Here is a 26,717-nt window from a genome sequence, read left to right as displayed (position 1 = left end):
TTATAGCATACAGCCTAGTAATTGACAAAGTCAGTCAGCCTTAAGATATCTTTTGGACTTTCTTGATTTCTTTTGCAAATTCTTCTGAAAACTTATAAAATAATAAGGATGAAAATTTTGGAGGTCACTCTTGGCTAAAAAAGAAATAAATGTAAATAATTATAATGATGATGCTATTCAGGTACTAGAAGGGTTGGATGCGGTTCGCAAGCGCCCAGGAATGTACATTGGCTCAACGGATGGAACAGGACTTCACCACCTCGTTTGGGAGATTGTCGACAATGCGGTCGATGAAGCTCTTTCTGGTTTTGGTGATGTCATCGCTGTCACTCTAAATAAGGATGGTTCCGTTTCTGTTTCTGACTCTGGACGTGGGATGCCGACAGGTATGCATGCCATGGGTAAACCAACAGTTGAAGTTATTTTCACTGTTCTCCACGCGGGTGGTAAATTTGGACAGGGTGGTTATAAGACTTCTGGTGGTCTTCACGGTGTGGGGTCTTCAGTTGTTAATGCGCTATCTAGCTGGCTTGAGGTAGAAATTACCCGTGACGGTAGTGTTTATCGTCAGCGTTTTGAAAATGGGGGTCACCCTGTAACAGGACTTGAAAAAATCGGCAAGGCACCTAAATCTAAGACAGGTACAAAAGTTACCTTTATGCCTGATGCGAGCATCTTTTCAACGACTGACTTCAAATTTAACACCATCTCAGAGCGTCTTAAAGAATCAGCCTTTCTTCTTAAGAATGTCACTATGACATTGACAGACTTGCGTGGTGAAGAAGAAGTTCGGGAAGAATTCCACTATGAAAATGGGGTCCAAGACTTTGTTTCATATTTGAATGAGGACAAGGAAACGCTGACACCAGTTATTTATATTGATGGAGATCAGCAGGATTTCCACTTGGAATTAGCCCTTCAGTATAATGACGGTTATTCTGATAATATCCTTTCCTTTGTCAATAATGTCCGTACTAAGGACGGAGGTACCCACGAAACAGGCTTTAAGTCTGCCATTACCAAGGCTCTTAACGATTATGCACGTAAAACAGGTCTTCTCAAAGAGAAGGATAAGAACCTTGAGGGGTCAGATTATCGAGAAGGCTTATCAGCAGTTATCTCGCTCTTAGTTCCTGAGGAACACCTTCAGTTTGAGGGTCAAACCAAGGACAAACTTGGATCTCCTTTAGCACGTCCTATTGTGGATAGCATCGTTTCAGAGCACTTGACTTATTTCCTTATGGAAAATGGAGATCTGGCTTCTAACTTGGTGCGTAAGGCTATCAAGGCCCGTGATGCCCGTGAAGCTGCTAGAAAAGCACGTGATGCCAGCCGAAATGGCAAGAAAAATAAAAAAGACAAGGGACTCTTATCAGGGAAACTGACACCAGCCCAGTCTAAAAATGCAAAGAAAAATGAGCTTTATCTGGTCGAAGGGGATTCTGCCGGTGGATCAGCTAAACAAGGTCGTGATCGTAAATTCCAGGCCATTCTTCCCCTTCGAGGTAAGGTGCTCAACACTGAGAAAGCCAAAATGGCAGACATTCTCAAAAACGAAGAAATCAATACCATGATTTACACCATTGGTGCAGGTGTTGGAGCTGATTTTAACCTTGACGATATCAACTATGACAAGGTTATCATCATGACCGATGCCGATACCGATGGAGCTCACATCCAGACCTTGTTGCTCACTTTCTTCTATCGTTATATGCGTCCACTGGTTGAAGCAGGACATGTTTATATCGCTCTGCCTCCTCTTTACAAGATGTCCAAAGGGAAAGGTAAGAAGGAAGTTGTCGAATATGCATGGACGGATGGGGAACTTGAAGAACTTCGTCAAAAATTTGGTCGTGGCGCTCTTCTTCAACGTTACAAAGGGCTTGGTGAGATGAATGCTGACCAGCTTTGGGAAACAACTATGGATCCAGAGACCAGAACCCTTATCCGAGTGACTATTGACGACCTAGCGCGTGCCGAACGTCGTGTCTCAGTTCTTATGGGAGATAAGGCGGCACCACGCCGTCAATGGATTGAAGATAACGTTAAATTTACCTTGGAAGAAAGTGGCGCATTTTAAGTTGCAGGCCAGAAGGGAATGTAATAAGATAGAGTTAGGGAGAGCGTTTACAATCAATAGATGCTTGGGATTATAAAGAAACAAGTTGATTATTTTCTACATTGTTTATTAACGATTTGCTGTGTCATTGACTAGAAATCAATAGGAGGTAGAAAAATGGATTTTAATGTTATCGATTATCTAGCTTACCATGCAGATGTAGCTGTTCCGGCTATTATTCTTATGGTTATTGTTTCTGCTATATACTTAATTTTTTATGGCATACGTCCTATAAAAACACGCTTTTTGATCCTTTTTCTCCTATCTATAGTTTCCCTCATAATCTTCGTGGTGGATAATCCTCTCTATTCTTATTTTGGTAGTCCATACTCAGGTTTATTATTTGTTTTTTACTATATGTTGGTCTTTTCAGTGTTTTATGTACCATTCTCGCTAATAGCTTTTATAAAAAGTCTTCTACATTTAATACGCTTTCAAACCAAATATTCAATTTTACTAGTTATTAATAGTTTCTTTGCCACATTACTGGCTTTCCTCAACCTGCTCTTTTTACAAGGGTCTTTGGGATTTCTCCCTGCTTCATCTATGTACCTTATTTTTCTTCTCCTAGCGATAATTGGTATTGTTCAAACTATAATAGGAGGAAAGGAAAATGAAAAAAATAAAGACTATATTGCTAAGTCAGGAAAAGACAGTATGAGGTAAACCTATGTTATCTAAGATATTAAGTTTTTTACTTTACTATCCTCAAGTAGTCCTTCCTGTTTGTGGGGGAGCAATAGCTTATTTAAGCGTTTATAAAAAGAGGCCACTAAAAACACGCTTTTTGATCTTGCCTATACTAGTAGTGATAACCTTCCTTCTATCTTTGATAGATAATCCCTTCTCACAGAGGACCTACACGGGGTTGTTATTGGCTTTCTACTATGTCTATGTTTTTTCTCCCCTAAGTGTTGTTTGTAGTATCACATCTCTTTTAAAAAGTATCTATCATTATAAGCTATTCCGTATGCCATTAGCTCTAGTTCTCGTGATCAATGGCTCCATAATGACCGGTCTAACAATTTTAAACCTTATTTTATTCTTTGGGGAACTTTCTACTTCATTGACACTATCTTGTGTATCTTTCATTTTAATTGCGATAAGCACAGTGGTTCAATTTGTGGTTGGAGAAATAGAAACTAGGAAGGTGAGAACCATTCTTTTACAGTTGCAAAGTCAAGGAAAGACGTTGTGAGGCGTGACAGTGAGGTAGGAAAGTTACTATTTGTCTTTTATATTATTTCAAATCATTACTTAAACTAAAAAATAAAGAGAAATCTTATGTCTAATATTCAAAACATGTCCCTTGAGGACATCATGGGGGAGCGTTTTGGACGCTACTCCAAATACATTATTCAGGAGCGTGCGCTTCCTGATATTCGTGACGGTCTGAAACCCGTTCAACGTCGTATTCTTTATTCTATGAATAAGGATGGCAATACCCATGATAAGGGCTATCGTAAATCTGCCAAGTCGGTGGGTAACATTATGGGTAATTTTCACCCACATGGCGATAGTTCCATTTATGACGCCATGGTCCGTATGTCCCAGGACTGGAAGAATCGTGAAATCTTAGTTGAGATGCACGGTAACAACGGTTCTATGGATGGTGATCCGCCAGCGGCTATGCGTTATACAGAGGCACGCTTGTCAGAGATTGCTGGCTACCTTCTTCAAGATATTGATAAAAACACCGTTCCTTGGGCTTGGAACTTTGATGATACAGAGAAGGAACCTACAGTTTTACCTGCAGCCTTTCCAAACCTCTTGGTTAATGGTGCTACAGGGATTTCTGCTGGTTATGCCACAGATATTCCACCGCATAATCTGTCAGAGGTCATCGATGCCGTTGTCTACATGATTGACCACCCATCTGCTAAACTGGATAAATTGATGGAATTCTTGCCTGGTCCAGATTTCCCAACAGGGGCTATCATTCAGGGTAAAGATGAGATTCGCAAGGCTTACGAAACTGGTAAGGGCCGCGTCGTTGTGCGTTCACGTACTGAAATTGAACAACTCAAAGGTGGTAAGGAACAAATCATCGTTACTGAGATTCCTTACGATGTTAATAAGGCAGTTCTTGTTAAAAAAATCGATGATGTTCGTGTCAATAACAAGGTTCCTGGCATTGCAGAAGTTCGTGACGAGTCTGACCGTACAGGGTTGCGTATTGCTATCGAACTTAAGAAGGATGCTGACAGCCAAACCATTCTTAACTATCTTTTGAAATATACGGATCTTCAAGTCAATTACAATTTCAACATGGTAGCTATCGACAATTTCACTCCACGTCAAGTGGGCTTGCAAAAGATTTTGTCTAGCTACATTGCCCACCGTCGCGATATTATCGTTGCCCGTTCAAAATTTGATAAGGAAAAAGCTGAAAAACGTCTTCATATTGTTGAAGGGTTGATCCGTGTCATCTCTATTTTAGATGAGGTTATTGCCCTTATCCGAGCTTCTGAGAATAAGGCAGATGCCAAGGAAAATCTTAAAGTCAGCTATGATTTTTCAGAAGAACAGGCCGAAGCTATCGTGACCTTGCAACTTTATCGTTTGACCAATACGGATATCGTTACTCTCCAAAATGAGGAAGCCGATTTACGTGAGCAGATTGCGACCTTGGCTGCCATCATTGGAGACGAGCGTACCATGTTTAATGTCATGAAACGTGAACTCCGTGACATTAAGAAGAAATTTGGTAATGACCGTCGTTCAGAGCTACAAGCGGAAACCAAGACCATTGAAATTGATACCGCAAGTTTGATTGTTGAGGAAGAAACCTATGTCAGCATCACTCGTGGTGGCTATGTCAAACGTACTAGCCCACGTTCTTTCAATGCTTCAACGATTGATGAAGTCGGAAAACGTGATGATGATGATTTGATTCTGGTTCAGCAGGCTAAGACGACACAGCATCTCTTGATTTTTACCAATCAGGCCAATGTGATTTATCGTCCAATCCATGAGTTGCCAGATATTCGTTGGAAGGATTTGGGAGAGCATTTATCACAAACCATCACTAATTTATCTAAGGATGAAGAAGTGCTTTACGCCGAAATTCTGGATGATTTTGAAGCTGGTACTTACCTAGCAGCTACCAAGCTGGGTCAGATTAAACGTTTCGAACGCAAGGAATTTACGCCATGGCGTACCTACAAGTCTAAGTCGGTTAAATACGCTAAACTCAAGGATGATAGTGATTTTATTGTCACGGTTACGCCAATTCAATTGGATGATATCATGATTATCACTCAAAGAGGTTATGCCCTTCGCTTTAACGCGGACGAAGTGCCAGTAGTTGGGGCCAAGGCAGCAGGTGTTAAGGCAATAAATCTTAAGGATGATGATAGCGTTCAGGTTGTTTTTGTGGCAAATACTCAAAGTTTCTACCTTCTAACACAAAGAGCCAGTCTCAAACGTGTGGCTACAGCTGACATCCCACAGGCTAAGCGAGCTGGTCGAGGTCTCCAAGTTCTTCGTGAGCTTAAGACGAAACCACATCGCGTCTTTACGGCTGGTCCAGTCTTTACAGAAAATTCTGGTGGTGAGATAGATCTTCTAGCAACACCAGTAGAGGAGGCTCCTCAGACCTTGCTTGTGACAGCCACGACAGGTGAAACTGCAGAGGTTGATTTGTCCCTTCTAAATCTTTCAGATCGTACTAGCAATGGAAGTTTTATTGAAGGGTTGGCAGACAAAGAAGTCTTTTCTGCTAAAATTATTGAAAAATAATGATAAGAAAGCTTTGTTCTCTTACTAGAGAGCAGAGTTTTTTTCTTTAAGAGACTAAAGAACTGTTTTAAAAAGAATTGTCAGAATTTTGCAACACAACCTTGAAATTTTCAATGAAAAGGACTATACTAGAAAGCACATAGTAACAGAAAAGAGGACATACACATGACAGTTGATTTAGACTGGGAAAATCTAGGATTTAATTACCGTAAACTTCCATTCCGTTATATCTCATATTTCAAAGACGGCAAATGGGACGAGGGGCAATTGACTGAGGATGCAACTTTGCATATTTCAGAAGCATCTCCAGCCCTTCACTATGGTCAAGAAGCTTTTGAAGGACTCAAGGCTTACCGTGCTAAAGATGGCTCTATTCAATTGTTCCGTCCAGATGAAAATGCCAAACGTTTGCAACGTACTGCTGATCGTCTTTTGATGCCACAAGTTTCTGTTGACAAATTTGTAGATGCATGTAAACAAGTTGTGCGTGCCAATGAAGAATACGTTCCACCATATGGTACAGGTGCTACACTTTATCTCCGTCCACTTTTGATTGGGGTTGGTGATATTATTGGTGTGCATCCAGCAGATGAGTATATCTTTACTATTTTTGCAATGCCAGTAGGTAACTACTTCAAGGGTGGTTTGGCTCCAACAAACTTCCTTATTCAAGATGATTATGACCGTGCTGCGCCACATGGTACAGGTGCTGCTAAGGTTGGTGGTAACTACGCAGCAAGTATGTTGCCAGGTAAGATTGCACATGACCGTAACTTCTCTGATGTTATCTACCTTGATCCAGCAACTCACACTAAGATTGAAGAAGTTGGTTCTGCAAACTTCTTTGGTATCACAGCTGATAACGAATTTATTACACCACTCAGCCCATCTATCTTGCCATCTATCACCAAGTTCTCATTGCTTCACTTGGCTGAAAATCGCTTCGGTATGAAAGCTATCCAAGGTGATGTTAAGATTTCTGAATTGGATAAATTTGTTGAAGCAGGTGCCTGCGGTACAGCTGCCGTTATCTCACCAATTGGTGGGGTACAACATGGTGATGACTTCCATGTCTTTTACTCAGAAACAGAAGTAGGTCCTGTAACACGTAAACTTTATGATGAGTTGACAGGTATCCAATTTGGTGATGTTGAAGCACCAGAAGGATGGATTGTCAAAGTTGACTAATTCTTAATAGATAAATGATTATTTTAAGGCTTGCTCTTGCAAGCTTTTTTCTTTTTCGGTAGAATTAAGAAGATACATTAAGAAAGGATGGCTCGAGCCAAGTATCGGGTATAAATCTATGAGTAAAAAAGATAAAAAAATTGAAATCCAAATTAATGATGCTAAAGTAGTCGTCAACAAGGCAACCATCGAAGGTTTTGAACTTCTTGTTGGCAAGAAAGTGATTGGACAAATTGTGGAAATTGATGGTAAGTTTGCCGTTGTTGACAAGGAAAATGTTGCAGGTTTCCACAAAAAAATGGATGATGCAGTAGCTGCCATTATTGAATCGTACAATCTTAATCATTAAAATCCAAAGTAAAGGCTTGCTTTGGTCAAGAAACTGTGATATACTATTTCTTGTTCTTAAGGAGAGATAGCGAAGAGGCTAAACGCGGCGGACTGTAAATCCGCTCCTTCGGGTTCGGGGGTTCGAATCCCTCTCTCTCCATGTCTAAGAAACTGAATCGGGATAGTCGATATCAAGTACTTAGATGTTTTTTTATAGCATTTTGCTATTGGGGTATAGCCAAGCGGTAAGGCAAGGGACTTTGACTCCCTCATGCGTTGGTTCGAATCCAGCTACCCCAGTAAAAGGTATCGGGTGCATTGGCACCGTCTATGTTAACCATTGTCTTTGCGGGTACCTTTAAAAATATATTGTTATCAAGGGTCAGAATTGGCTGGCTCTTGTTGGAGGATCTTTTTAGAATGAACGAATTTGAAGAATTGCTAAACAGTGTTAGCGAAGTTAACACAGGTGACGTTGTAACAGCTGAAGTTATCTCAGTAGATAATGATCAAGCAAATGTTGTTATCGAAGGAACTGGTATCGAAGGTGTTTTGACACGTCGTGAATTGACAAACGACCGTGACGCAAACGTTGCAGACCTTGTTAAAGTTGGTGAAACACTTGAAGTGCTTGTTCTTCGTCAAGTTGTTGGTAAAGATACTGATACTGTAACTTACCTTGTATCTAAAAAACGCTTGGAAGCTCGCAAAGCTTGGGATAAACTTGTTGGTCGTGAAGAAGAAGTTGTTACTGTTAAAGGAACACGCGCTGTTAAAGGTGGACTTTCAGTTGAATTTGAAGGTCTTCGTGGATTTATTCCAGCTTCAATGATCGATACTCGTTTTGTTCGTAACACTGAACAATTTGTAGGTCAAGAATTTGACGCTAAAATTAAAGAAGTTGATCCAGCTGAAAACCGTTTCATCCTTTCACGTCGTGAAGTTGTTGAAGCTGAAGCTGCAGAAGCTCGTAAAGAAGTCTTCTCTAAACTTGAAGTTGGTTCAATCGTAACTGGCAAAGTTGCTCGTTTGACAAGCTTCGGTGCTTTCATCGACCTTGGTGGTGTTGACGGACTTGTTCACGTGACTGAATTGTCTCACGAACGTAACGTTTCACCTAAATCAGTTGTATCTGTAGGTGATGAAGTTGAAGTTAAAGTTCTTGCTATTGACGAAGAAGCAGGACGTGTATCACTTTCACTTAAAGCAACAACACCTGGACCATGGGATGGCGTTGAACAAAAACTTGCTGCTGGTGATGTTATCGAAGGTAAAGTTAAACGCTTGACTGACTTCGGTGCTTTCGTTGAAGTATTGCCAGGTATCGATGGACTTGTTCACATCTCTCAAATTTCACACAAACGTGTTGAAAATCCAAAAGATGTTCTTTCAGTAGGTCAAGACGTTACTGTTAAAGTTCTTGAAGTAAACGCTGATGCAGAACGTGTATCACTTTCTATCAAAGCTCTTGAAGAACGTCCAGCTAACGCTGAAGGCGAAAACAACGAAAAACGTCAATCACGTCCACGTCGTCCAAAACGTCAAGAAAAACGTGACTACGAACTTCCAGAAACTCAATCTGGATTCTCAATGGCGGATCTTTTCGGAGATATCGAATTGTAAGATAAAAAAGAGGCATGGAAACATGTCTTTTTTTCTATTTTAGAGTATGCTATAATAGTATACTGTTAGCACCCTTAGTGTAATGGATATCACGTAAGATTCCGGTTCTTGAGATAGGGGTTCGATTCCCTTAGGGTGCAAAAAGAAAAACGTTGAAAGACTTGTTCGCTCAACGTTTTTTTAGTTGCTAAGTTTTAGTGAAATTATTATGTAAAATCTTTTAGTGTTGAAAGGAAAAAGGCAAACATACAGATGAATGGCTACTAGCTTATCCTAAGATCAAAGTTGACTACTGTATTAGCGTCTCTATAGTGGATTTATTGGGGGAGACAGTTTGGCTAATCTTTTGCAATTTATTAAAGAATTTGATATAATACTCAGTATCTCATATTGGGGTCGTTACGGATTCGACAGGCATTATGAGGCATATTCTGCGACTCGTGTGGCGACGTAAACGCTCAGTTAAATATAACTGCAAAAAATACTAATTCTTACGCTGTAGCAGCCTAAACACCTGCTCGCGTGACTTCTAGCAGATTGCTTATGTTTGTTTAGAGGTTTTATTGATTTATAAGCTACGTTTGACCATTGCCTAGCTGGTTGAAAAGAGATTTATAGGCTCGCAGATAGAAGGCTTGAGTTATGTGTCGTCTATCTGTTAAATGAAAGACATAACCTATGGTTGTAGACGAATATGTTGGCAGGTGTTTGGACGTGGGTTCGACTCCCACCGGCTCCATAAATACTTGAGGCGTCAGCCTTTTATTTGTGTATATAGGAATTTATTATGAAAAAACTTTTGTCTTTGACCGTTTTAGGTCTCTCACTTTTTACTCTAGCTGCTTGTGGAAAATCTTCGTCTAAAACTGAGTCGAAGGGATCTCTGGATAATGAGGCTTCAAAGATTTTAACTGTTAAGCATGGGAATGTTCGCCAGAACTTTGATAAAATCACCATGGCAAATGCTTCTCAAGAATTCTCAGGAGGCTCAAATCTTGATAGCTTGAAGGGCTGGTTTGGTGAACCCTCATCAACTGGTCAAGAGCAAGCAGGAGATGCTAAGCTTGATGTTTATAATTGGCAGTTTGACAATGTTGTGGTTACAGCGAAACTCTTTAACAATAGTACTGTCGTTAAGTCAATTTCAAACTTTTCTTACGTCCGTGATCCCAAAATCACACTGAAGATGTATGAAAACCTCAAAAATGGAACTAGCTATGATGATGCTGTCAAAACGCTTGGCACACCGGATGTTTATTCAATCGCTGTCTCTTCAGATGCAACAATGACACAGGCTCTTTGGTCATCAAACCTTGTCGCTAAGAAGGGTGAAACAGGTAGCCTTACCCTTAACTTTAAAAATGGTGCCTTGGAAAACAAGTCACAAGCAAATTTGATTAACAAGTAATCACAGTAAAAAATGCCTTTCTAAATCAATGAAGGCATTTTTTTGTTATAATAAAGGGAGTGATTAAAATTGTGGAGATGTAATGACCAAAAAAAGACTATTTTTTATAGGGATAGCAGGTTTAATACAGGTGTTCTTATGGCCTCTTTTAAATAACTTCATCCCCTTAATCAAGGAATGGATCAACGCTAAGCATGATCAAGCCTTTTTAAGAGAAGTTTTTAAGCAGGCTAATTTCCAAAATGCACTTATCCTTATTAGTCTTATGATTCTGTCATCAGCTATTCCTGGAGTTTCAAGTTCTATTTTTTGCATCTTTGTTGGGCTACTCTATGGCCCTTTGCTTGCGATTCCGATGAATATTATTGGTAATACTTTTGGGAATTTGACTAGTTTTGAAATTCTGAGAAGACTTGAAAAGCCAGAGAAGTCCAAACGTATGGAGAAACTCCTAAACTATATTGAAAACTTTAAGCATCGTTTTATTGGGATTTCTTTAGCCTTCTCTATTCCTTTTGTACCATCGGCTCTGGTCAATTATGCTTGTGTGCAGATGAATTTATCCACAAGGACGAGGATTTTGGCAACCCTTATTGGAGTGACGCCAGTCTCGATTGTTTATGCAGTTAGTGGAGATTTGTTGCTTAATATCCGTCCGATTCGAATACCATTAGTGGCAGTACTTGCCATCTTGCTCTTTATCTCACTCGTCATTTACTTTGTCCATTTTAGGAAGGAAAAAAATGAGCTTCATTCAAGTAACTAAAGAAGAATTTAACACACATGCGTTTGTCCATAGTCTTGGTTCATTGTAAAGAGAGATTAGAAATTAAGGAGGTGAGTTAATGAAACTTGCACTATTAGGGACAGGAATGATTGTGACAGAGGTCCTTCCTGTGTTAACGACTATTGAGGGAGTTGAGCTGGAGGCTATAATGTCGACACCACGATCGCTCGATAAGGCAGAAGCCCTAGCTAAACAATATGGCTTATCTCAGGCGACTAGTGATTATGAGTTAATTTTGTCTAATCCAGAAGTTGATACGATTTATGTCGGAACGCCCAATCATACCCACTATGACTATGCTAAGAAAGCACTTTTGGCCGGAAAGCATGTTATCTGTGAGAAACCCTTCACCCTTCATTTAGAAGAGTTTGAAGAGCTAGCTAAGCTTGCTCAAGAAAAAAAGCTTCTCTTGATGGAGGCTATTACCAATCAATATCTGGCTAATTTTACAGCGATTAAGGAAGCCTTGTCTGATATTGGGGATATTAAGATTGTGAATATCAATTATTCCCAATATTCATCACGTTACGATGCCTTCAAACATGGGGAAATTGCTCCTGTCTTCAACTCTGAAATGGGTGGGGGAGCACTTAGAGATCTTAATATCTATAATATTCACCTTTTTGTTGGCCTTTTTGGTAAGCCTAATCGTGTGGAATATCTACCTAATGTGGAGCGAGGAGTGGATACGTCAGGAATTCTAGTTTTGGACTATGGTAACTTTAAGGCTGTTGCCATTGGAGCTAAAGACTGTAGTGCGGAGATTCGTTCAACTATTCAAGGGGATAAGGGAGCTATTACTATTTTTGGTGCAACCAACACTCTTCCTGAAATTGGAGTCACTCTCAATGGTCAGAAAGAGAGAGTCGCCAATCTCAATAGTCCTCAACATCGTATGCATGATGAATTTGTGGCTTTTGAAAAGATGGTGGCTACCAAGGATTTTGACAGTGTTGCCAAGCAGTTGGAACATAGTCGTCAGGTTATGGAAGTTCTGGATCAAGCTTCGAAAGCTTTGTAACATACTAAAAAACAAGCAGTGGTGTTAGCCATTGCTTGTTCTGTCTTATACAGTTGTTGGGAATGAAATCTCAATCAATTTGTCAGTGTGTACTGTTCTAAGTTTGTCCATCAAAACGATATCTTTGTCGATTTTTCGTTTGAGGAAGAATTCACGGATAACTTCTAATTCGTTGTCTTTAACAGCACGATGTTTATTTGAAATCAAGAGTTCATAATGCTTAGGTGCTTGTGTAAAGACAACATCAGTATTCCCAGCAGAGTAGGTCTCTACGAGAAAGGCATCCGTGTTGTCTAGTTGGTTTTGAACGAGTTCTTGGTGTGTACGGGTCGTATTAATGAGTTTCATAGTTTCCTCCTAAGATTTGCCAGTTGTTATGTTGTTTGCTTTCCATTGTTCGATTCCCCATTTATGGCTGCCACGTTTAAGTTTAGCAATGGCTTCATCAATTGGAAACCAGGCCAGGTTATTGAAATCTTCGAGAGGTTTGCCAATTTTTGAAAAATCTACAACTTCATAAATATAGGCTGGATTGTAATAGTAAGTGTCACGGTGGCTTGAATAGAAGTATTCATCAGCTTGGCCATAGTATTGTCCTAAAGTGGCTGTAAACCCAAGTTCTTCAATTAACTCGCGTTCTAATGCGCTATAGTGATCCTCGCCTGCTTCGATTTCTCCACCTGGGAGAAACCAAGCTCCGTTAGGAGCCTGGACTAAAATAATCTTTGTCTTTTCTTGGTTAGGAATCACAGCATAAACACCGTAACGTGTTTGATAATGAGCTCCCTCAACCTTGTCACCAAATGTTGGATTCATGAGTTGCTCCTTACGTTTATTTGCCTATATTATACTAAAATTTTGCTCATTTTCCTATTGATTTAGGCAGAATTAGGGATAAATTTGAAAATAGGAAATGAAAAGATAAATAAACCAAGTCATTACGACTTGGTTTATTTGTTTAATCAGATTCTTTTGCTGCCTCAGCTTTTTGAGTAGCTTTATCGGCTTTTTTAGCAGACTTAATGGTAATGTGGCCTTTTGAAGTCATGACTGCCTTGAGATCTTTTTCGTTTGGATTTTCAAGGTAGAAGTCGGTAATAGCATCTTCAATGTGATCTTGGATGGTACGACGTAGTGGTCGAGCACCCATCTTAGGATCGTAACCAAGGTCAACCAATTTTTCCTTAACTTTCTCAGTTACACTGAGGTGGATACCGTTGTTAGCCAAGCGTTGGTTGACATTATCAAGCATGAGGTCCACGATAGTAAGGAGATTTTCTTTGCTGAGGGCAGAGAATTCGATAATACCGTCAAAGCGGTTCATGAATTCAGGACTGAAGAAATCTCCAAGTTGGTTAAGAACAGAATTGGTACGATTTTCACGAGTAGCTCCAAAGCCAACGCTAGCTTCAACTTTACCAGTACCAGCATTTGATGTCATGATGATGATGGTATCCTTGAAGCTTACAGTGCGCCCTTGACCATCAGTCAAACGACCGTCGTCAAGTACTTGGAGGAACATGTGAAGAACGTCTGGGTGAGCTTTTTCGACCTCATCTAAAAGAATAAGTGAATAAGGATTACGGCGGACTTTTTCAGTTAACTGACCAGCTTCGTCGTAACCAACATATCCTGGAGGGGCACCAACCAATTTAGCGACAGCGTGTTTTTCCATGTATTCTGACATATCGAAACGAATCATACTGTCAGCTGAACCAAAGAGTTCAATGGCTAATTGTTTAGAGAGCTCAGTTTTACCGACTCCTGTAGGACCTACGAAGAGGAAGCTACCAATTGGGCGGTTTGGAGCACCTAATCCAACACGATTACGGCGGATAGCTTTGGCAATCTTATCAACTGCAGCATCTTGTCCGATAACATGTGATTTAAGATCATCGGCAAGACTAAGAAGTTGTGATTGTTCTTTTTCTTTCAAATCACCGACAGGAATATTGGTCTTTTGTTCCACAATAGCTTCGATATGTTTTTCGGTGATGACAGGCATATCCTGGTCTTTGATGGTTTGCTTTTGCATTTCCTTGTATTTGGCAATTTGGTCACGGAAATAGGCAGCCTTTTCAAAGTCCTCGTCACGAGTAGCTTGAGCCTTGAGGTTTTCAGCCTCAATCAAACGTTTGTCGATATCTTTAGGATCAACAAAGTTGAGGGTCAAGTTCATCTTTGAACCAGCTTCATCAAGAAGGTCGATGGCCTTGTCTGGTAAGAAACGGTCTTGAATGTAGCGGTTGGACAATTCTGCAGCTGCAGTAATCGCTTCGTCCGTATATTTGACGTGGTGGTAGTCTTGATATTTAGGCTGAATCCCACGTAAAATAGTGATGGTTTCCTCAACAGTTGGTTCGTCAACCTTAACTGGTTGCATACGACGCTCTAGGGCGGCATCTTTTTCGATGATGCGGTATTCGTTGAGTGTTGTTGCTCCGACCAGTTGAAGTTCTCCACGAGCAAGAGCAGGTTTTAGGATGTTTCCAGCATCCATATTGCCATCACCAGCATTACCAGCTCCTACGATTTCATGGATTTCATCAATAAATAGGATAACATCCTGACGTTGACGAATTTCTTCCATGAGTTTTTGCATGCGTTCTTCAAATTGGCCACGAATACCAGTCCCTTGAACCAGGCTGACCACATCAAGACGGATGACTTGTTTGCCTTGGAGTTTTTGTGGCACGCTACCGTCAACGATTTTTTGAGCTAGGCCTTCAACAACAGCAGTCTTACCGACACCGGGTTCACCGATGAGGACGGGGTTGTTCTTGGTACGGCGGTTAAGAATTTCGATGACACGAATGATTTCCTCGTCACGACCAATAACAGGATCAATGTCTCCACGACGAGCGATGTCAGTGATGTTAATGCCGAACTCTTCAAGAAGACCTTGTGGCTGTTGAGGAGCTTGTTGGCGTGGTCCTCCTGGACGGCCTGGCCCTTGTGTATTGCCACCGTTTCCTCGGTTACCACCTTCTTGTGTTGGAGGTGTATTGGGAAGATCGCCGTTAGAAGAACGGAAGTTATTTAGGTCGCTGAAGAAATCATCGAAGAAGTTTGAACCTCCTGTTTGATTGAATTGATTGAGGGGGTTCTCTGGGTCAGATTTCATGATTTTATAACAATTTTGACAGAGGTCAACTTGTTGCTGATTACCATTTACATTGGTATACAAATGAATACTAGCTTCATTAAGGTTACAGTTTTGACAGAGCATATCAGTACCTCTTTTCTATCTGAATTGGGAAAGACCTTTTTTGAAAATATTCTTGGTCAAAAAAGGTCAAATCTATGACTCCATTATAGCATGCGGGAGATAGATTGCAAGTAAAAAGCATCTAGAATTGGCACTCTCTTGGCAGGAGTGCTAATGTTGAATTTTAATTCAAAATCACTTGTTTATAATGTATAAATATTATATAATGTTTTTATATTATTCAGAACGAAAGAGAGATACCTATGACACAAGCTAAATCCTTTTTGAAAGAAATCGACTTTACCAAGCAAGAACTCGAGGAGTTAATTGATTTATCTATAAAATTTAAACAGTTAAAAAAGGAAAAAATTCCGCATAAATATTTAGATGGTTTAAATATTGCCTTGATTTTTGAAAAAACATCTACCAGAACTCGCTCAGCTTTTACAGTGGCCGGTCAGGACCTAGGTATGAATGTGACCTACCTTGGTGCTGGAGACATTCAGTTAGGTAAGAAGGAATCTGTAGTTGATACAGCCAAGGTTCTGGGATCTATGTTTGATGGAATCGAGTACCGTGGTTTTAAACAAGAAGATGTTGAAGATTTGGCCAAGTACTCAGGAGTTCCGGTCTGGAATGGTTTGACGGATACCTGGCATCCAACTCAAATGATTGCGGATTTCATGACTTTGAAGGAACACTTCGGTAGTTTGGAAGACTTGACCATCGCCTATATTGGAGATGGTAGAAATAATATGGCCAACTCACTTTTGGTCACTTCGGCTATTTTAGGCGTTAATGTCAAGATTATTGCCCCAGAGGTGCTGCAACCCGAAGATGAGATTGTAGCCTTAGCTCAGAAACATAATAATGGTGCCGACTTAACCATTACAGATGATATTTCAGAGGTCGAGGGAGTGGATATGCTTTATACGGATGTCTGGGTATCTATGGGTGAAGAGGTAGATTTTAAATCTCGTATTGATTTACTCTTGCCTTATCAAATTAATGCAGACCTACTAGCCAAGACAGAAAATCCAGATGTTATCGTTATGCATTGTCTCCCAGCCTTTCATGATCTCGATACCCAAATTGGGAAAGAAATCTATGACAAATATGGTTTGGCAGAGTTAGAAATCACAGATCAAGTCTTCCAAAAATACAGTGATATCATCTTCCAAGAAGCTGAGAATCGTATGCATTCTATCAAGGCCATTATGTACAATTCCTTGAAAAATATTTAAAATTCCCCCATTTTTCCCATAAGTGTGATAAAATAAGTAAGAAATACACAATTAATAGGAGAAATAACATGGAATCACATTTGGTGAGAATCATTAACCGTCTTGAAATGATGGCGGCTGATGGTGGTAATTTGAAACGTAATTTTGAACGTGAAGGAGTGGTTGTTGCCGAAGTATCATTTAGCAACGATCCTGAAAATGGTCCAGTTTTCACATTGCGTGACGTTGAAGCACGTGAATCTTATTCATTTGATAGCATCGACTTGATTGCAATGGAAATCTACGATTTGCTTTACTAATAAATCATTTGGGGACTTTACAAGGTTCCAAAAATTCAAAATGCCTGAAACTCGATAGTTTCAGGCATTTTTATCAGGATGAAAGCATCGGGTAATGCTTGTATGGGTTACCAAAATAGGCAGTATTTGAAATCATTGACAAACCTTTTGGGAAGATGTCATCTTAGGAGGACTTGAGGTGTCTTGCTTGAGAGATTTGATAGCGATGTCTATAACTTAGTTTTTATACTGAAATATCGCATTTATAAGAAAATACTTTATTTTTATACAGTCTTCTGATATAATATTGAAGAATATTAGTAAGGAGTATCTAGATGAATTTTTCATTTCTACCGCAGTTTTGGTCTTACTTTAACTATGGTGTCTTAGTAACAATTATGATTTCGGTCTGCGTGGTCTTCTTCGGAACCATCCTCGGGGTTTTGGTATCCTTGGCCAAGCGTTCTGGAATCAAACCTTTGGAATGGCTAGTAAGCCTTTATGTTTGGGTTTTCCGTGGGACTCCTATGGTTGTGCAGATTATGATTGCTTTTAACCTCATCCACATGAACCTTCCAACTGTGCAGTTTGGGATTTTAAACCTTGATTTGTCACGTATCGTTCCGGGTATTATCGTCCTTTCTTTGAACAGTGGTGCTTATATTTCTGAGAGCGTACGTGCAGGTATCGAGTCTATTCCTAAAGGTCAGATTGAAGCAGCCTACTCACTTGGTATCCGTCCATGGAATACCATGCGTTATGTGGTCTTGCCTCAAGCTATTAAAAATATCTTGCCTGCCTTAGGTAACGAGTTTGTCACTATTATCAAGGATAGTTCGCTCTTACAAACTATCGGGGTTATGGAATTGTGGAATGGTGCACAAACTGTTGCAACAACGACCTACTTGACTTTGACGCCGCTCTTGTTCGCAGCCTTCTATTATTTGATTGTAACAACAGCTATGACGGCACTCTTGAAACAAATGGAACAACGACTTGGGGAGGGACGTAAATAATGGCAGAAACAATTATTGAGATTAAAAATCTTCACAAGTATTTTGGTAAGAATGAAGTTCTCAAAGGGATTGATCTAGATATTAAAAAGGGTGAAGTAGTGGTTATCATTGGTCCTTCAGGATCAGGAAAATCAACCTTCCTACGCTCAATGAACTTGCTTGAGAAACCTACAAAAGGCGTTATTTCTTTTGAAGGTGTGGATATTACAGATAAGAATAACGATATTTTCAAAATGCGTGAAAAAATGGGAATGGTTTTCCAACAGTTTAACCTCTTCCCTAACATGACAGTTAAGGAAAATATCACCTTGTCACCGATTAAAACCAAGGGTGTTTCAAAAGCTGATGCAGACGCGAAAGCTATGGAACTTTTAGAAAAGGTTGGCTTGAAAGATAAGGCAGATGCCTACCCAACAAGTCTATCTGGTGGTCAGCAACAACGTATTGCAATCGCACGTGGTTTGGCTATGGATCCAGACGTTCTCTTGTTTGACGAACCAACATCAGCCCTTGATCCAGAAATGGTTGGTGAAGTTCTTGCAGTTATGCAGGACCTTGCTAAATCAGGGATGACAATGGCAATTGTTACCCACGAAATGGGCTTTGCTTATGAGGTGGCTGATCGTGTTATCTTTATGGATGGCGGTGTTATTGTCGAAGAAGGTACACCACAAGAGATTTTCGACAATACTAAGGAAGATCGTACTAAGGATTTCTTGAGTAAGGTTTTGTAAGATATTCATTAAGTATGTATACATTGTTTGTGAAGGCTGGAACTTTTCTGGCCTTTTCTTTTTGTGTTCTGCTTTTCTAGAATCATTCTTGTTTAGGATAATATTGCGGAAAAAATGGATAAATATGCTATAATGATGCCATATCAAAAATAATAAAGTAGGTCAAGAAATATGCTCATATATGATGCGGCCTTAAAAACGCCTTACCGGATTCTTGGCATTAACCTCCCTAAGGATAGTCTTTTGCACTTATCTAACCTAGGGCTGGCTGCCGGTGAAATGATTGAGGTGGTAACTAAGACCAAGAACAGTGCTATTATTATCGTAAAGGGGAGTCGCTTAGCCTTTGATGCTTCGATTCTAGATAAGATTGATTTGGCACCTGCGGAGGAAGATCAGGAAAAGATACCTCTTTCTGAATTACCAGTTGGACGTTCGGCTATCGTTACTGATATTTTTTCAGCAAATGAGACCAAACGGCGTCTTATGGATATGGGAATTACAAAGCGTACTCGGGTCTTATTGCGTAAGGTAGCTCCTTTGGGAGATCCTCTAGAAATTAGCTTGAGAGGGTATGAATTAACCCTACGCAAGTCGGAAGCGCAAATGATTAGTGTGGTCATGCTGGACGAGGGAGAGGAAAAATGACAGAAATTGCATTAATAGGTAATCCTAATAGTGGTAAAACCAGTTTATTCAACCTGATAACAGGGACCAATCAGCGTGTTGGTAACTGGCCGGGTGTTACTGTAGAACGAAAAAGTGGTCTGGTCAAAAAGAATAAGGATTTAGAAATCCAGGATTTACCAGGGATTTACTCAATGTCACCCTATAGCCCTGAAGAAAAGGTAGCTCGTGACTATTTGTTGAGCCAAAGGGCCGAAAGTATTCTAAATGTGGTTGATGCGACTAATTTGGAGCGTAACCTTTATCTGACAACGCAGTTGATTGAGACAGGTATTCCAGTCACTTTAGCACTTAACATGAGTGATGTTTTGGAGGCTCAGGGAAAACAGATAAATATTGATAAATTATCTTATCATCTAGGCGTCCCAGTAGTAGCTACTAGTGCTCTCAAACAAACTGGTGTCGATCAGGCAGTGAAGAAGGCAGCTCATACGACGACTTCTACAGTCGGTGACATTGCCTTTCCAATTTATGACGATAAGTTAGAAGCTGCCATCTCACAAATTTTGGAAGTCTTGGGAAATTCGGTGCCACAAAGGTCTGCGCGTTTTTATGCCATTAAACTCTTTGAACATGATGCTTTAGTTGAGGCTGAGCTAGACTTGTCCCCATTCCAACGAAAAGAAATCAAAGATATCATTCGTATCACTGAGGAAATTTTCACAGAAGATGCGGAGTCAATTGTCATTAATGAGCGTTATGCCTTTATTGAACGTGTTTGTCAGATGGCTCAAAGTCATACGGAAGATTTTGCCCTGACCTTGTCAGATAAGATTGATAGGATTGTTACCAACCGTATTTTGGCTTTACCAATTTTCGCAGCAGTTATGTATTTGGTTTATTTCTTATCTATCCAAACTGTTGGAACCATGTGGACAGACTGGGCTAACGATGTGCTTTTTGGTAAGTATGTTCCAGATTTGGTAACTTCTGGTCTTGACTTTCTTCAAGTTCAGGACTGGCTTAAGTCTTTGATTATTGATGGTATCGTCGCTGGGATTGGGACAGTACTAGGATTCCTTCCTCAAATTTTTGTGCTCTTTATCTGTTTGGGTGTGCTTGAGGACATTGGATATATGAGTCGTATTGCCTTTGTTATGGACCGTATTTTCCGACGTTTTGGGCTTTCTGGAAAATCCTTTATTCCCATGCTGATTTCGACAGGTTGCGGGGTTCCAGCGGTTATGTCTAGTCGAACTATTGAAAATGAAAGGGACCGTCGCATTACCATTATGACGGCAACCTTCATGCCTTGTTCGGCCAAGTTGGAAATAATTGCCTTGATTGCTGGAGCTTTCTTCCCTAGTAACTCATTAGTAGCACCAAGTACTTATTTTATTGGGATGGCTACCATTATCTTATCAGGTATTGCCCTCAAAAAGACGAGTTTTTTGGGTGGCCTAACCAGTCCGTTTATAATGGAATTGCCTGCTTACCATTGGCCTAAAGCCATGTCAGTTTTGCGCTATGCCTTTGGTAAGGCTATGAGTTTTGTCAAACGTGCGGGAACCATCATTTTCAGTTTAACGGTTCTTATCTGGTTTATGTCTAACTACAACTTTACGCTACATACGGTAGATACGGAAGCCAGCATTTTGGCGACTCTCGGTAGGAGTTTGTCTTGGATTTTTGATCCGCTTGGATTTGGAAATTGGAAGGCAACAGTTGCGGCTCTTACAGGCTTAGCTGCCAAGGAGACTGTTGTTGCCACCTTTGGTATTCTCTATCATAATAGCAGTGAAGCTGGTTTAGCTGAGGCTTTACGAGGAGATTATTCTTCCCTAGCAGCTTATTCCTTCTTAGTCTTTAATTTACTTTGTGCCCCATGTTTTGCAGCTATTGGAGCTATTAAGCGTGAAATGGCCAATCTTAAATGGACGGTTGGTGCTATCGGTTTTCAAACAGGCCTAGCTTATTGTGTGAGTTTAATTCTTTATCAGTTTGGCCAAGTTATCCTATACGGCAAGTCAATGACAATTTGGACTTTTGTTGCTTTCTTGCTGTTAGTGACCATGATTTATTTTGTGGTTCGTAAACCACGTCAGATTAAGGATCAAATCATTAGTTTGGATAATCTTCAAGAAGCCCATATTTAGGTTTAGGAGGAATTGTTATGTCAACGTTTATCATTGCCTTCATTATTTTTGCTTTGGCTGGCCTTGGCATCCGTCACTATATCAAAGGAAAAGGTTCTTGTGGCGATTGTGAGTGTTCTTGTCCGGTTAAGGAAGAAATGTATAAGGCTAATCGCTAATAATATATAGAAAAATGGTCTCTTAAATGAATAAGAGACCATTTTCTTACGATTGTAAGAAATGTATAAAGGTATGTAGGTTGGAAGTATGATACTATAAGATAGATAAATAATCTAAATTTTTAACAAAAAAGGGAGATGTATAAGGAATGGTTTTGAACAGAGAGATTGTCCTAATTCATGGGACCTGGTGTGATGGCAATGTTTGGGGAGAATTTGCGACAGGTCTACGTCAAATGGGATACAAGGTGCATACACCTAGCTTTCGTTACCATGACCTACCTTATCAAGAGTGCCTAGCTAAAGTTGGGACTGTTACCTTGCAGGACTATCGAGATGATTTAGTGGCTTTGATTGAAAGTCTAGACCAACCACCACTCATTTTGGGGCACTCTTTAGGCTGTCTGGTGGCTCAAATGGTTGCTGAAAAGACAGAAGTTGCTGGTATGATTCTCATGGGACCTGCTCCGACAGCAGATATTTATGCCTTTTATCCAACCATGTTAGCTTGTTTTGGCAAACACTTTTTACGCTGGGGTTTTTGGAAAAAAGCCATGCCCCCTTATAAAAAGGAGTTTTTCAAGTATTGCATGAATGAACAAGAGGAAGCTTTGAAAGAGGAAGTTTTTGCTAATCTGGTTCCTGAATCAGGAAAAGTTTATACTCAGATGGCTCTTCATTGCTTTGATAAGACAAAGGCAGCTTATGTGGACTTTAGTAACATTTTATGTCCTGTTCTCGTCATTTCAGGAACCAAGGATAAGATGACTCATCCTAATATTGCTAGAAGAACAGCTAAGAACTACCGTGATTCTGTTCTCGTTTCCTTAACAGGTGCAGATCACATGTATGAAAGTGGCAAATACCAGCAGAAGACCTTGAAGGTTATTAAGGGTTGGAGTCAGCAAAATGGTTTTGTGGATTAGTCACGAAAGATAATCAGAAGAAGTTGGAAGGCAATTCCAGCTTTTTTAGCTTTCATTTGAAACGTCTTTTTGAAAATTTAGAAAATTTAGTCACAAAGAGTCCTCACTATGGTATAATTGAAAAAAAGTATGTATTGGAGAACACCCATGGCGATAATAATGGATGGTAAGGCCCTAGCTGTTAAAATGCAGGATCAATTGCAAGAAAAGGTAGCACGTCTAAAAGAAAAGGAATGGATTGTGCCAGGACTAGTGGTAATTATGGTTGGAGACAACCCAGCTAGTCAAGTTTATGTGCGTAATAAGGAACGTGCTGCTAAAAAGGCTGGCTTCCATAGTCAGACGGTCAATCTTTCTGAGAGTATTAGTGAGGAAGAGTTGATTGAAGTTATTGAGCGCTATAATCAGGATCCGCTTTTCCATGGTATCTTGGTTCAGTTGCCACTGCCGAATCATATTAATGAAATGCGTATTCTTTTGGCTATTGATCCTAAAAAAGATGTCGATGGTTTCCATCCTATGAATACTGGTAATCTTTGGAATGGTCGCCGTCAAATGGTTCCTTGTACACCGGCTGGGATTATGGAAATCCTTCGTGAGTACAATGTTGAATTGGAAGGTAAGACAGCAGTTATTATCGGACGTAGTAATATTGTTGGTAAACCTATGGCTCAGCTTCTTCTAGAAAAGAATGCAACAGTTACCTTGACCCACTCACGAACACCGAATTTGGCTAAGGTTTGTAGCAAGGCAGATGTCTTGATTGTAGCTATTGGACGTGCAAAATTTGTAACAGAAGACTATGTCAAAGAAGGTGCTGTTGTCATTGATGTGGGAATCAACCGTGATGAAGAAGGCAAACTTTGTGGTGACGTTGATTTTGATCAAGTGAAAGATAAGGTTGGCATGATCACGCCTGTTCCAGGTGGTGTAGGCCCTATGACTATTACTATGCTGATGGAACAGACCTATCAAGCTGCTCTTCGTAGTGCGAAAGGATAGTTTATGAAAGTTGATGACGATTTAGCTAGGCAAGTGATAACACCTCGCTTGAGAGAGTCTCACAAGGGTTCTTACGGTCGAGTGCTTTTAGTTGGTGGGCTTTATCCTTATGGTGGTGCCATCATTATGGCTGCCATAGTTTGTGTCAATAGTGGGGCAGGCTTGGTCACAGTGGCTACGGATCGTGAAAATATCACAGCCCTCCATGCTCATCTCCCTGAAGCCATGGCTTTTGACCTTAGAGAGACTGAAAGATTTCTTGAGAATCTTAGGGCAGCTGATGTGGTATTAATCGGTTCTGGCCTAGGTGAAGATGGTGTAGCTAGTCAGGCTATGGACTTGGTGCTGGCAAATATTAGGGCAGATCAAAATTTGGTTGTTGATGGTTCAGCTCTCAATCTTTTGGCTAAGAAGAATAAGAAGAGCTTACCAGATTGTCACCTTACTCTCACCCCACATCAAAAAGAATGGGAACGCTTGTCTGGTTTAAGGATTCCAGAGCAGACCGTTTCCAACACTCAAAAAGCCTTGGGAGAGTTCCGAGCTGGGACAATCCTGGTTGCCAAGAGTCATAAGACGGCTGTCTATCAGGGTGAAAAAGTAGCTTATTTAGAAGTTGGTGGGCCTTATCAAGCCACAGGAGGAATGGGAGATACCTTGGCTGGTATGATTACTGGTTTTCTGGCCCAGTTTTCTTCAATTGATCGCTATAAGGCTGTCACAGTAGCTACCTGGCTTCACTCAGCTATCGCTGATGATCTGGCTAAAAATGCCTATGTGGTTTTGCCGACACATATCAGTAAAGCCATTCCTAGCTGGATGAAAAAGTTGTCAATATAATCTAAAAAACGTGTCTTATATTGAGGCGAGTTTTTTTAGATTTCGACATTTTTTTAAGATTGCTGAAGCTTATTTGTGATAAAATAAAAGAGAATTTTTATGAGAACATAGAGGAAAAAAAGTGACATCATTTTCGAAAAAACTCAGTCAAAAATGGGAAAAACGGCGCCAAAAACAAAAAGAAAAACGAGCGAACAAACCTAGAAAGCCAGTAAACATTTCACGTCGTGTTTACTTGCTTTTTGGTGTAGTCTTTGTCCTTTTTTTGTTACTTTTTGCACGTTTGACCTATATGCAGGTTTATAACAAATCGTTTTATACTAAGAAATTAGAGGATAATTCTAAGTATACGGTTAGGATTGCAAGTGAACGTGGGCAAATCTTTGATGCTAAGGGGGTCGCTCTTACGACCAACCAGAGTAAGGACGTTATCACCTTTACACGTAGCAATTTGGTGTCATCAGATACTATGAAGAAGGTCGCTGAAAAGTTAGCGACCATGGTAACACTAACGGAGACGAAGGTAACAGCACGCCAGAAACGCGATTTCTATCTAGCGGATTCTGCCACCTACAAACGTGTGGTTAATGATCTTCCAAAGGACAAGAAAACAGATAAGTTTGGTAATAAATTAGCTGAAGCTACTATTTACAACAATGCTGTTGATGCCGTTCCTGATGAAGCAGTGGATTACACTGAGGATGAGCTTAAGATTGTCTACATTTACTCACAGATGAATGCTGTTTCTAATTTCTCAACAGTCACATTGAAAACAGGAGACTTGACGCCTGAACAAATTGCGATTGTAGCAGCTAAACAGAAGGAACTTAATGGTATTACGGTTGCTAAGGATTGGGAGCGTCATACGGTTGATTCAGCCTTGTCTCCTCTCATCGGGAAAGTCTCAAGTTCAGAAGCAGGTTTGCCACAAGAAGATGCTAAGGAATACCTCAAAAAAGGTTATGCCCTTAATGACCGTGTAGGAACTTCTTATCTAGAAAAAGAATATGAGGAGAAGCTACAAGGGAAACATACTGTTCGTGAGATTACAGTAGACAAGGAAGGCGAAGTTGCTAGTGATAAAATCACTCAAAAGGGAAGTAAGGGTAACAATCTGCAGTTGACCATCGACCTTGATTTCCAAAAGGGAGTTGAAGATATCCTAGGTCAACAGCTTTCTTCAGAGATTTCAGAGAACAAAGCTACCTATTCTGAAGGAATGTATGCCGTTGTTATGAATGCTGAAACTGGTGCTGTACTTGCCATGGCGGGGCAAAAACATGAACAAGGAGCACAAGATTTTAAAGCAAATGCCTTAGGAACAATCACTGATGTCTTTATTCCAGGATCTGTTGTTAAGGGAGCAACCCTAACTGCTGGTTGGCGTTCAGGTGCCATCTATGGGAATCAGGTCTTGACTGACCAACCAATCAACATTGCTGGTTCAGCCTCGATTACGTCTTGGTTTACAGATCAAGGTAGCCGTCCTATTACCGCGACACAGGCTCTAGAATATTCATCAAATACCTATATGGTGCAGATTGCAATCAAACTACTTGGCCAACAGTATGTTCCAGGCATGGCCTTGTCGACTGACAATATGGATAAGGCCATGACGACACTTCGTGATACCTACGCTGATTTTGGTATGGGGGTATCTACAGGACTTGATTTGCCTGGAGAATCAGAAGGGTACATTTCTAAGAATTACAATGTAGCCAACGTTTTGACAGAGGCCTTTGGTCAGTACGATTCTTATACAACCATTCAGCTGGCTCAGTATGTTGCTTCAATTGCAAATGGTGGTAAACGTGTAGCACCTCATATTGTGGGAGGTATTTATGATGCTGGTACTAATGGTAGCTTAGGAGCTCTAGCTTCAACGGTAGATACACGTGTATTAAATACCTTACCTCTTGATTCTGAGCAGATGGGGATTATCCAACAAGGCTTTAATGATGTCGTTAATTCTGGTTCTAGCCTTGCGACTGGTAAAGCTATGGCAAGTTCTATCATTCCAATTAGTGGTAAAACAGGGACAGCCGAAACCTATACGACAGACAGCTCAGGTAACACAGTAAAAACATATAATCTTAATGCCGTAGCCTATGCGACCGCCAAAGATGGTACGAAGTTGGCTGTTGGAATCATGTACCCACATGTTCTTGATTGGAAGAGTAAAAGCCCCCAAGTTGCAGTCAAAGCTATCATGGAACTTTATCAAAATACTCACTAAATATGAAAATCTCTCGTGCCTTGCACGAGGGATTTTTCTGTGATATAGTGTTTGAGTATTTGTTCTTGGGTAAAG

Annotated in this window: 22 protein-coding genes, 3 tRNA genes, 1 other RNA gene and 1 pseudogene; 24 read left to right on the top strand and 3 right to left on the bottom strand. The window is 40.3% G+C overall.

The window, feature by feature from the left end:
* The first annotated feature begins 130 nt into the window (after positions 1-130).
* The 13 genes and pseudogenes from parE (at position 131) to H7T98_RS01750 (ending at position 12,217) form a co-directional block, all read left to right on the top strand.
* Positions 131-2,080 carry a DNA topoisomerase IV subunit B gene (gene parE, locus H7T98_RS01810; protein ID WP_201061084.1) on the top strand — a complete coding sequence of 650 codons (1,950 nt, stop codon included), beginning with the start codon at positions 131-133 and terminating at the stop codon, positions 2,078-2,080.
* A gap of 156 nt (positions 2,081-2,236) precedes the next feature.
* On the top strand, positions 2,237-2,785 hold the full coding sequence (locus tag H7T98_RS01805) for a hypothetical protein (protein WP_064521284.1): 549 nt from the start codon (positions 2,237-2,239) through the stop codon (positions 2,783-2,785).
* A 618-nt stretch (positions 2,786-3,403) separates the two neighbouring features.
* On the top strand, positions 3,404-5,860 hold the full coding sequence (gene parC / locus H7T98_RS01800; protein WP_201061083.1) for a DNA topoisomerase IV subunit A: 2,457 nt from the start codon (positions 3,404-3,406) through the stop codon (positions 5,858-5,860).
* A 156-nt stretch (positions 5,861-6,016) separates the two neighbouring features.
* A pseudogene (locus H7T98_RS01795) lies at positions 6,017-7,048 on the top strand (branched-chain amino acid aminotransferase); the annotation flags it as partial.
* Between the two features lie 118 nt (positions 7,049-7,166).
* Positions 7,167-7,397: a DUF2969 domain-containing protein gene (locus H7T98_RS01790; protein ID WP_002890369.1), complete on the top strand. Its 231-nt coding sequence runs from the start codon at positions 7,167-7,169 to the stop codon at positions 7,395-7,397.
* Between the two features lie 60 nt (positions 7,398-7,457).
* A tRNA-Tyr gene (locus H7T98_RS01785) sits at positions 7,458-7,538 on the top strand.
* 68 nt (positions 7,539-7,606) lie between these two features.
* Positions 7,607-7,678: transfer RNA gene (locus tag H7T98_RS01780), tRNA-Gln, on the top strand.
* A gap of 120 nt (positions 7,679-7,798) precedes the next feature.
* Positions 7,799-9,001: a 30S ribosomal protein S1 gene (rpsA, locus tag H7T98_RS01775; RefSeq protein WP_003094841.1), complete on the top strand. Its 1,203-nt coding sequence runs from the start codon at positions 7,799-7,801 to the stop codon at positions 8,999-9,001.
* A gap of 68 nt (positions 9,002-9,069) precedes the next feature.
* Positions 9,070-9,141 (top strand) — tRNA-Arg (locus tag H7T98_RS01770).
* A gap of 252 nt (positions 9,142-9,393) precedes the next feature.
* Positions 9,394-9,743, top strand: a transfer-messenger RNA (tmRNA) gene (ssrA, locus tag H7T98_RS01765).
* Between the two features lie 45 nt (positions 9,744-9,788).
* Positions 9,789-10,409, top strand: coding sequence for a DUF3862 domain-containing protein (locus tag H7T98_RS01760; protein WP_049546167.1), 621 nt, complete (start codon positions 9,789-9,791; stop codon positions 10,407-10,409).
* Between the two features lie 82 nt (positions 10,410-10,491).
* On the top strand, positions 10,492-11,175 hold the full coding sequence (locus H7T98_RS01755; protein ID WP_049546168.1) for a TVP38/TMEM64 family protein: 684 nt from the start codon (positions 10,492-10,494) through the stop codon (positions 11,173-11,175).
* Between the two features lie 79 nt (positions 11,176-11,254).
* Positions 11,255-12,217 (top strand): Gfo/Idh/MocA family protein, encoded by a 963-nt coding sequence (locus H7T98_RS01750; RefSeq protein WP_073686443.1) that lies wholly within the window; start codon positions 11,255-11,257, stop codon positions 12,215-12,217.
* Positions 12,218-12,262: 45 nt separating this feature from the next.
* Here the strand turns inward: H7T98_RS01750 and H7T98_RS01745 are convergent, their stop codons facing one another.
* From H7T98_RS01745 to H7T98_RS01735, 3 genes are all read right to left on the bottom strand, one after another.
* Positions 12,263-12,565 (bottom strand): DUF1827 family protein, encoded by a 303-nt coding sequence (locus tag H7T98_RS01745; protein WP_002885967.1) that lies wholly within the window; start codon positions 12,563-12,565, stop codon positions 12,263-12,265.
* Between the two features lie 9 nt (positions 12,566-12,574).
* The gene (locus H7T98_RS01740; RefSeq protein ID WP_002890379.1) at positions 12,575-13,033 is read right to left on the bottom strand and encodes an NUDIX hydrolase; all 459 of its coding nucleotides are present in this window, start codon (positions 13,031-13,033) and stop codon (positions 12,575-12,577) included.
* 142 nt (positions 13,034-13,175) lie between these two features.
* A complete protein-coding gene (locus H7T98_RS01735; protein ID WP_049546170.1) occupies positions 13,176-15,446 on the bottom strand; it encodes an ATP-dependent Clp protease ATP-binding subunit in 2,271 nt (756 codons plus the stop codon).
* Between the two features lie 242 nt (positions 15,447-15,688).
* Between H7T98_RS01735 and argF the strand changes: the two genes are divergently transcribed.
* From argF to pbp2b, 11 genes are all read left to right on the top strand, one after another.
* On the top strand, positions 15,689-16,669 hold the full coding sequence (argF, locus tag H7T98_RS01730; RefSeq protein WP_175057470.1) for an ornithine carbamoyltransferase: 981 nt from the start codon (positions 15,689-15,691) through the stop codon (positions 16,667-16,669).
* A gap of 68 nt (positions 16,670-16,737) precedes the next feature.
* On the top strand, positions 16,738-16,968 hold the full coding sequence (locus H7T98_RS01725) for a DUF1797 family protein (RefSeq protein WP_002885970.1): 231 nt from the start codon (positions 16,738-16,740) through the stop codon (positions 16,966-16,968).
* Positions 16,969-17,282: 314 nt separating this feature from the next.
* Positions 17,283-17,963 (top strand): amino acid ABC transporter permease, encoded by a 681-nt coding sequence (locus H7T98_RS01720; protein ID WP_002890385.1) that lies wholly within the window; start codon positions 17,283-17,285, stop codon positions 17,961-17,963.
* Positions 17,963-18,697 carry an amino acid ABC transporter ATP-binding protein gene (locus H7T98_RS01715; protein ID WP_037602114.1) on the top strand — a complete coding sequence of 245 codons (735 nt, stop codon included), beginning with the start codon at positions 17,963-17,965 and terminating at the stop codon, positions 18,695-18,697. Before H7T98_RS01720 ends, H7T98_RS01715 begins: the two co-directional genes overlap by 1 nt.
* A 171-nt stretch (positions 18,698-18,868) precedes the next feature.
* Positions 18,869-19,345, top strand: coding sequence for a ferrous iron transport protein A (locus tag H7T98_RS01710; protein ID WP_064523218.1), 477 nt, complete (start codon positions 18,869-18,871; stop codon positions 19,343-19,345).
* Positions 19,342-21,480, top strand: a complete 2,139-nt coding sequence (feoB, locus tag H7T98_RS01705) for a ferrous iron transport protein B (protein ID WP_201061081.1) — start codon at positions 19,342-19,344, stop codon at positions 21,478-21,480. Before H7T98_RS01710 ends, feoB begins: the two co-directional genes overlap by 4 nt.
* A gap of 17 nt (positions 21,481-21,497) precedes the next feature.
* A complete protein-coding gene (locus H7T98_RS01700) occupies positions 21,498-21,638 on the top strand; it encodes a FeoB-associated Cys-rich membrane protein (RefSeq protein ID WP_175057472.1) in 141 nt (46 codons plus the stop codon).
* Positions 21,639-21,787: 149 nt separating this feature from the next.
* Complete coding sequence (locus H7T98_RS01695) at positions 21,788-22,564, top strand: alpha/beta fold hydrolase (RefSeq protein WP_175057473.1); 777 nt, start codon at positions 21,788-21,790, stop codon at positions 22,562-22,564.
* Positions 22,565-22,711: 147 nt separating this feature from the next.
* Positions 22,712-23,566: a bifunctional methylenetetrahydrofolate dehydrogenase/methenyltetrahydrofolate cyclohydrolase gene (locus tag H7T98_RS01690; protein WP_175057474.1), complete on the top strand. Its 855-nt coding sequence runs from the start codon at positions 22,712-22,714 to the stop codon at positions 23,564-23,566.
* Between the two features lie 3 nt (positions 23,567-23,569).
* Entirely contained in the window at positions 23,570-24,406 is an 837-nt protein-coding gene (locus H7T98_RS01685) for an NAD(P)H-hydrate dehydratase (protein ID WP_175057475.1), read from the top strand.
* Between the two features lie 121 nt (positions 24,407-24,527).
* The gene (gene pbp2b / locus H7T98_RS01680) at positions 24,528-26,642 is read left to right on the top strand and encodes a penicillin-binding protein PBP2B (protein ID WP_037604008.1); all 2,115 of its coding nucleotides are present in this window, start codon (positions 24,528-24,530) and stop codon (positions 26,640-26,642) included.
* Positions 26,643-26,717 lie beyond the last annotated feature (75 nt).

This window comes from Streptococcus sp. 23.2 (assembly GCF_016648665.1).
Classification (GTDB): Bacteria; Bacillota; Bacilli; order Lactobacillales; family Streptococcaceae; genus Streptococcus; species Streptococcus salivarius_E.
Note: the sequence above shows the minus strand (reverse complement) of the source record. Positions and strands in the feature narration are given on the sequence as shown.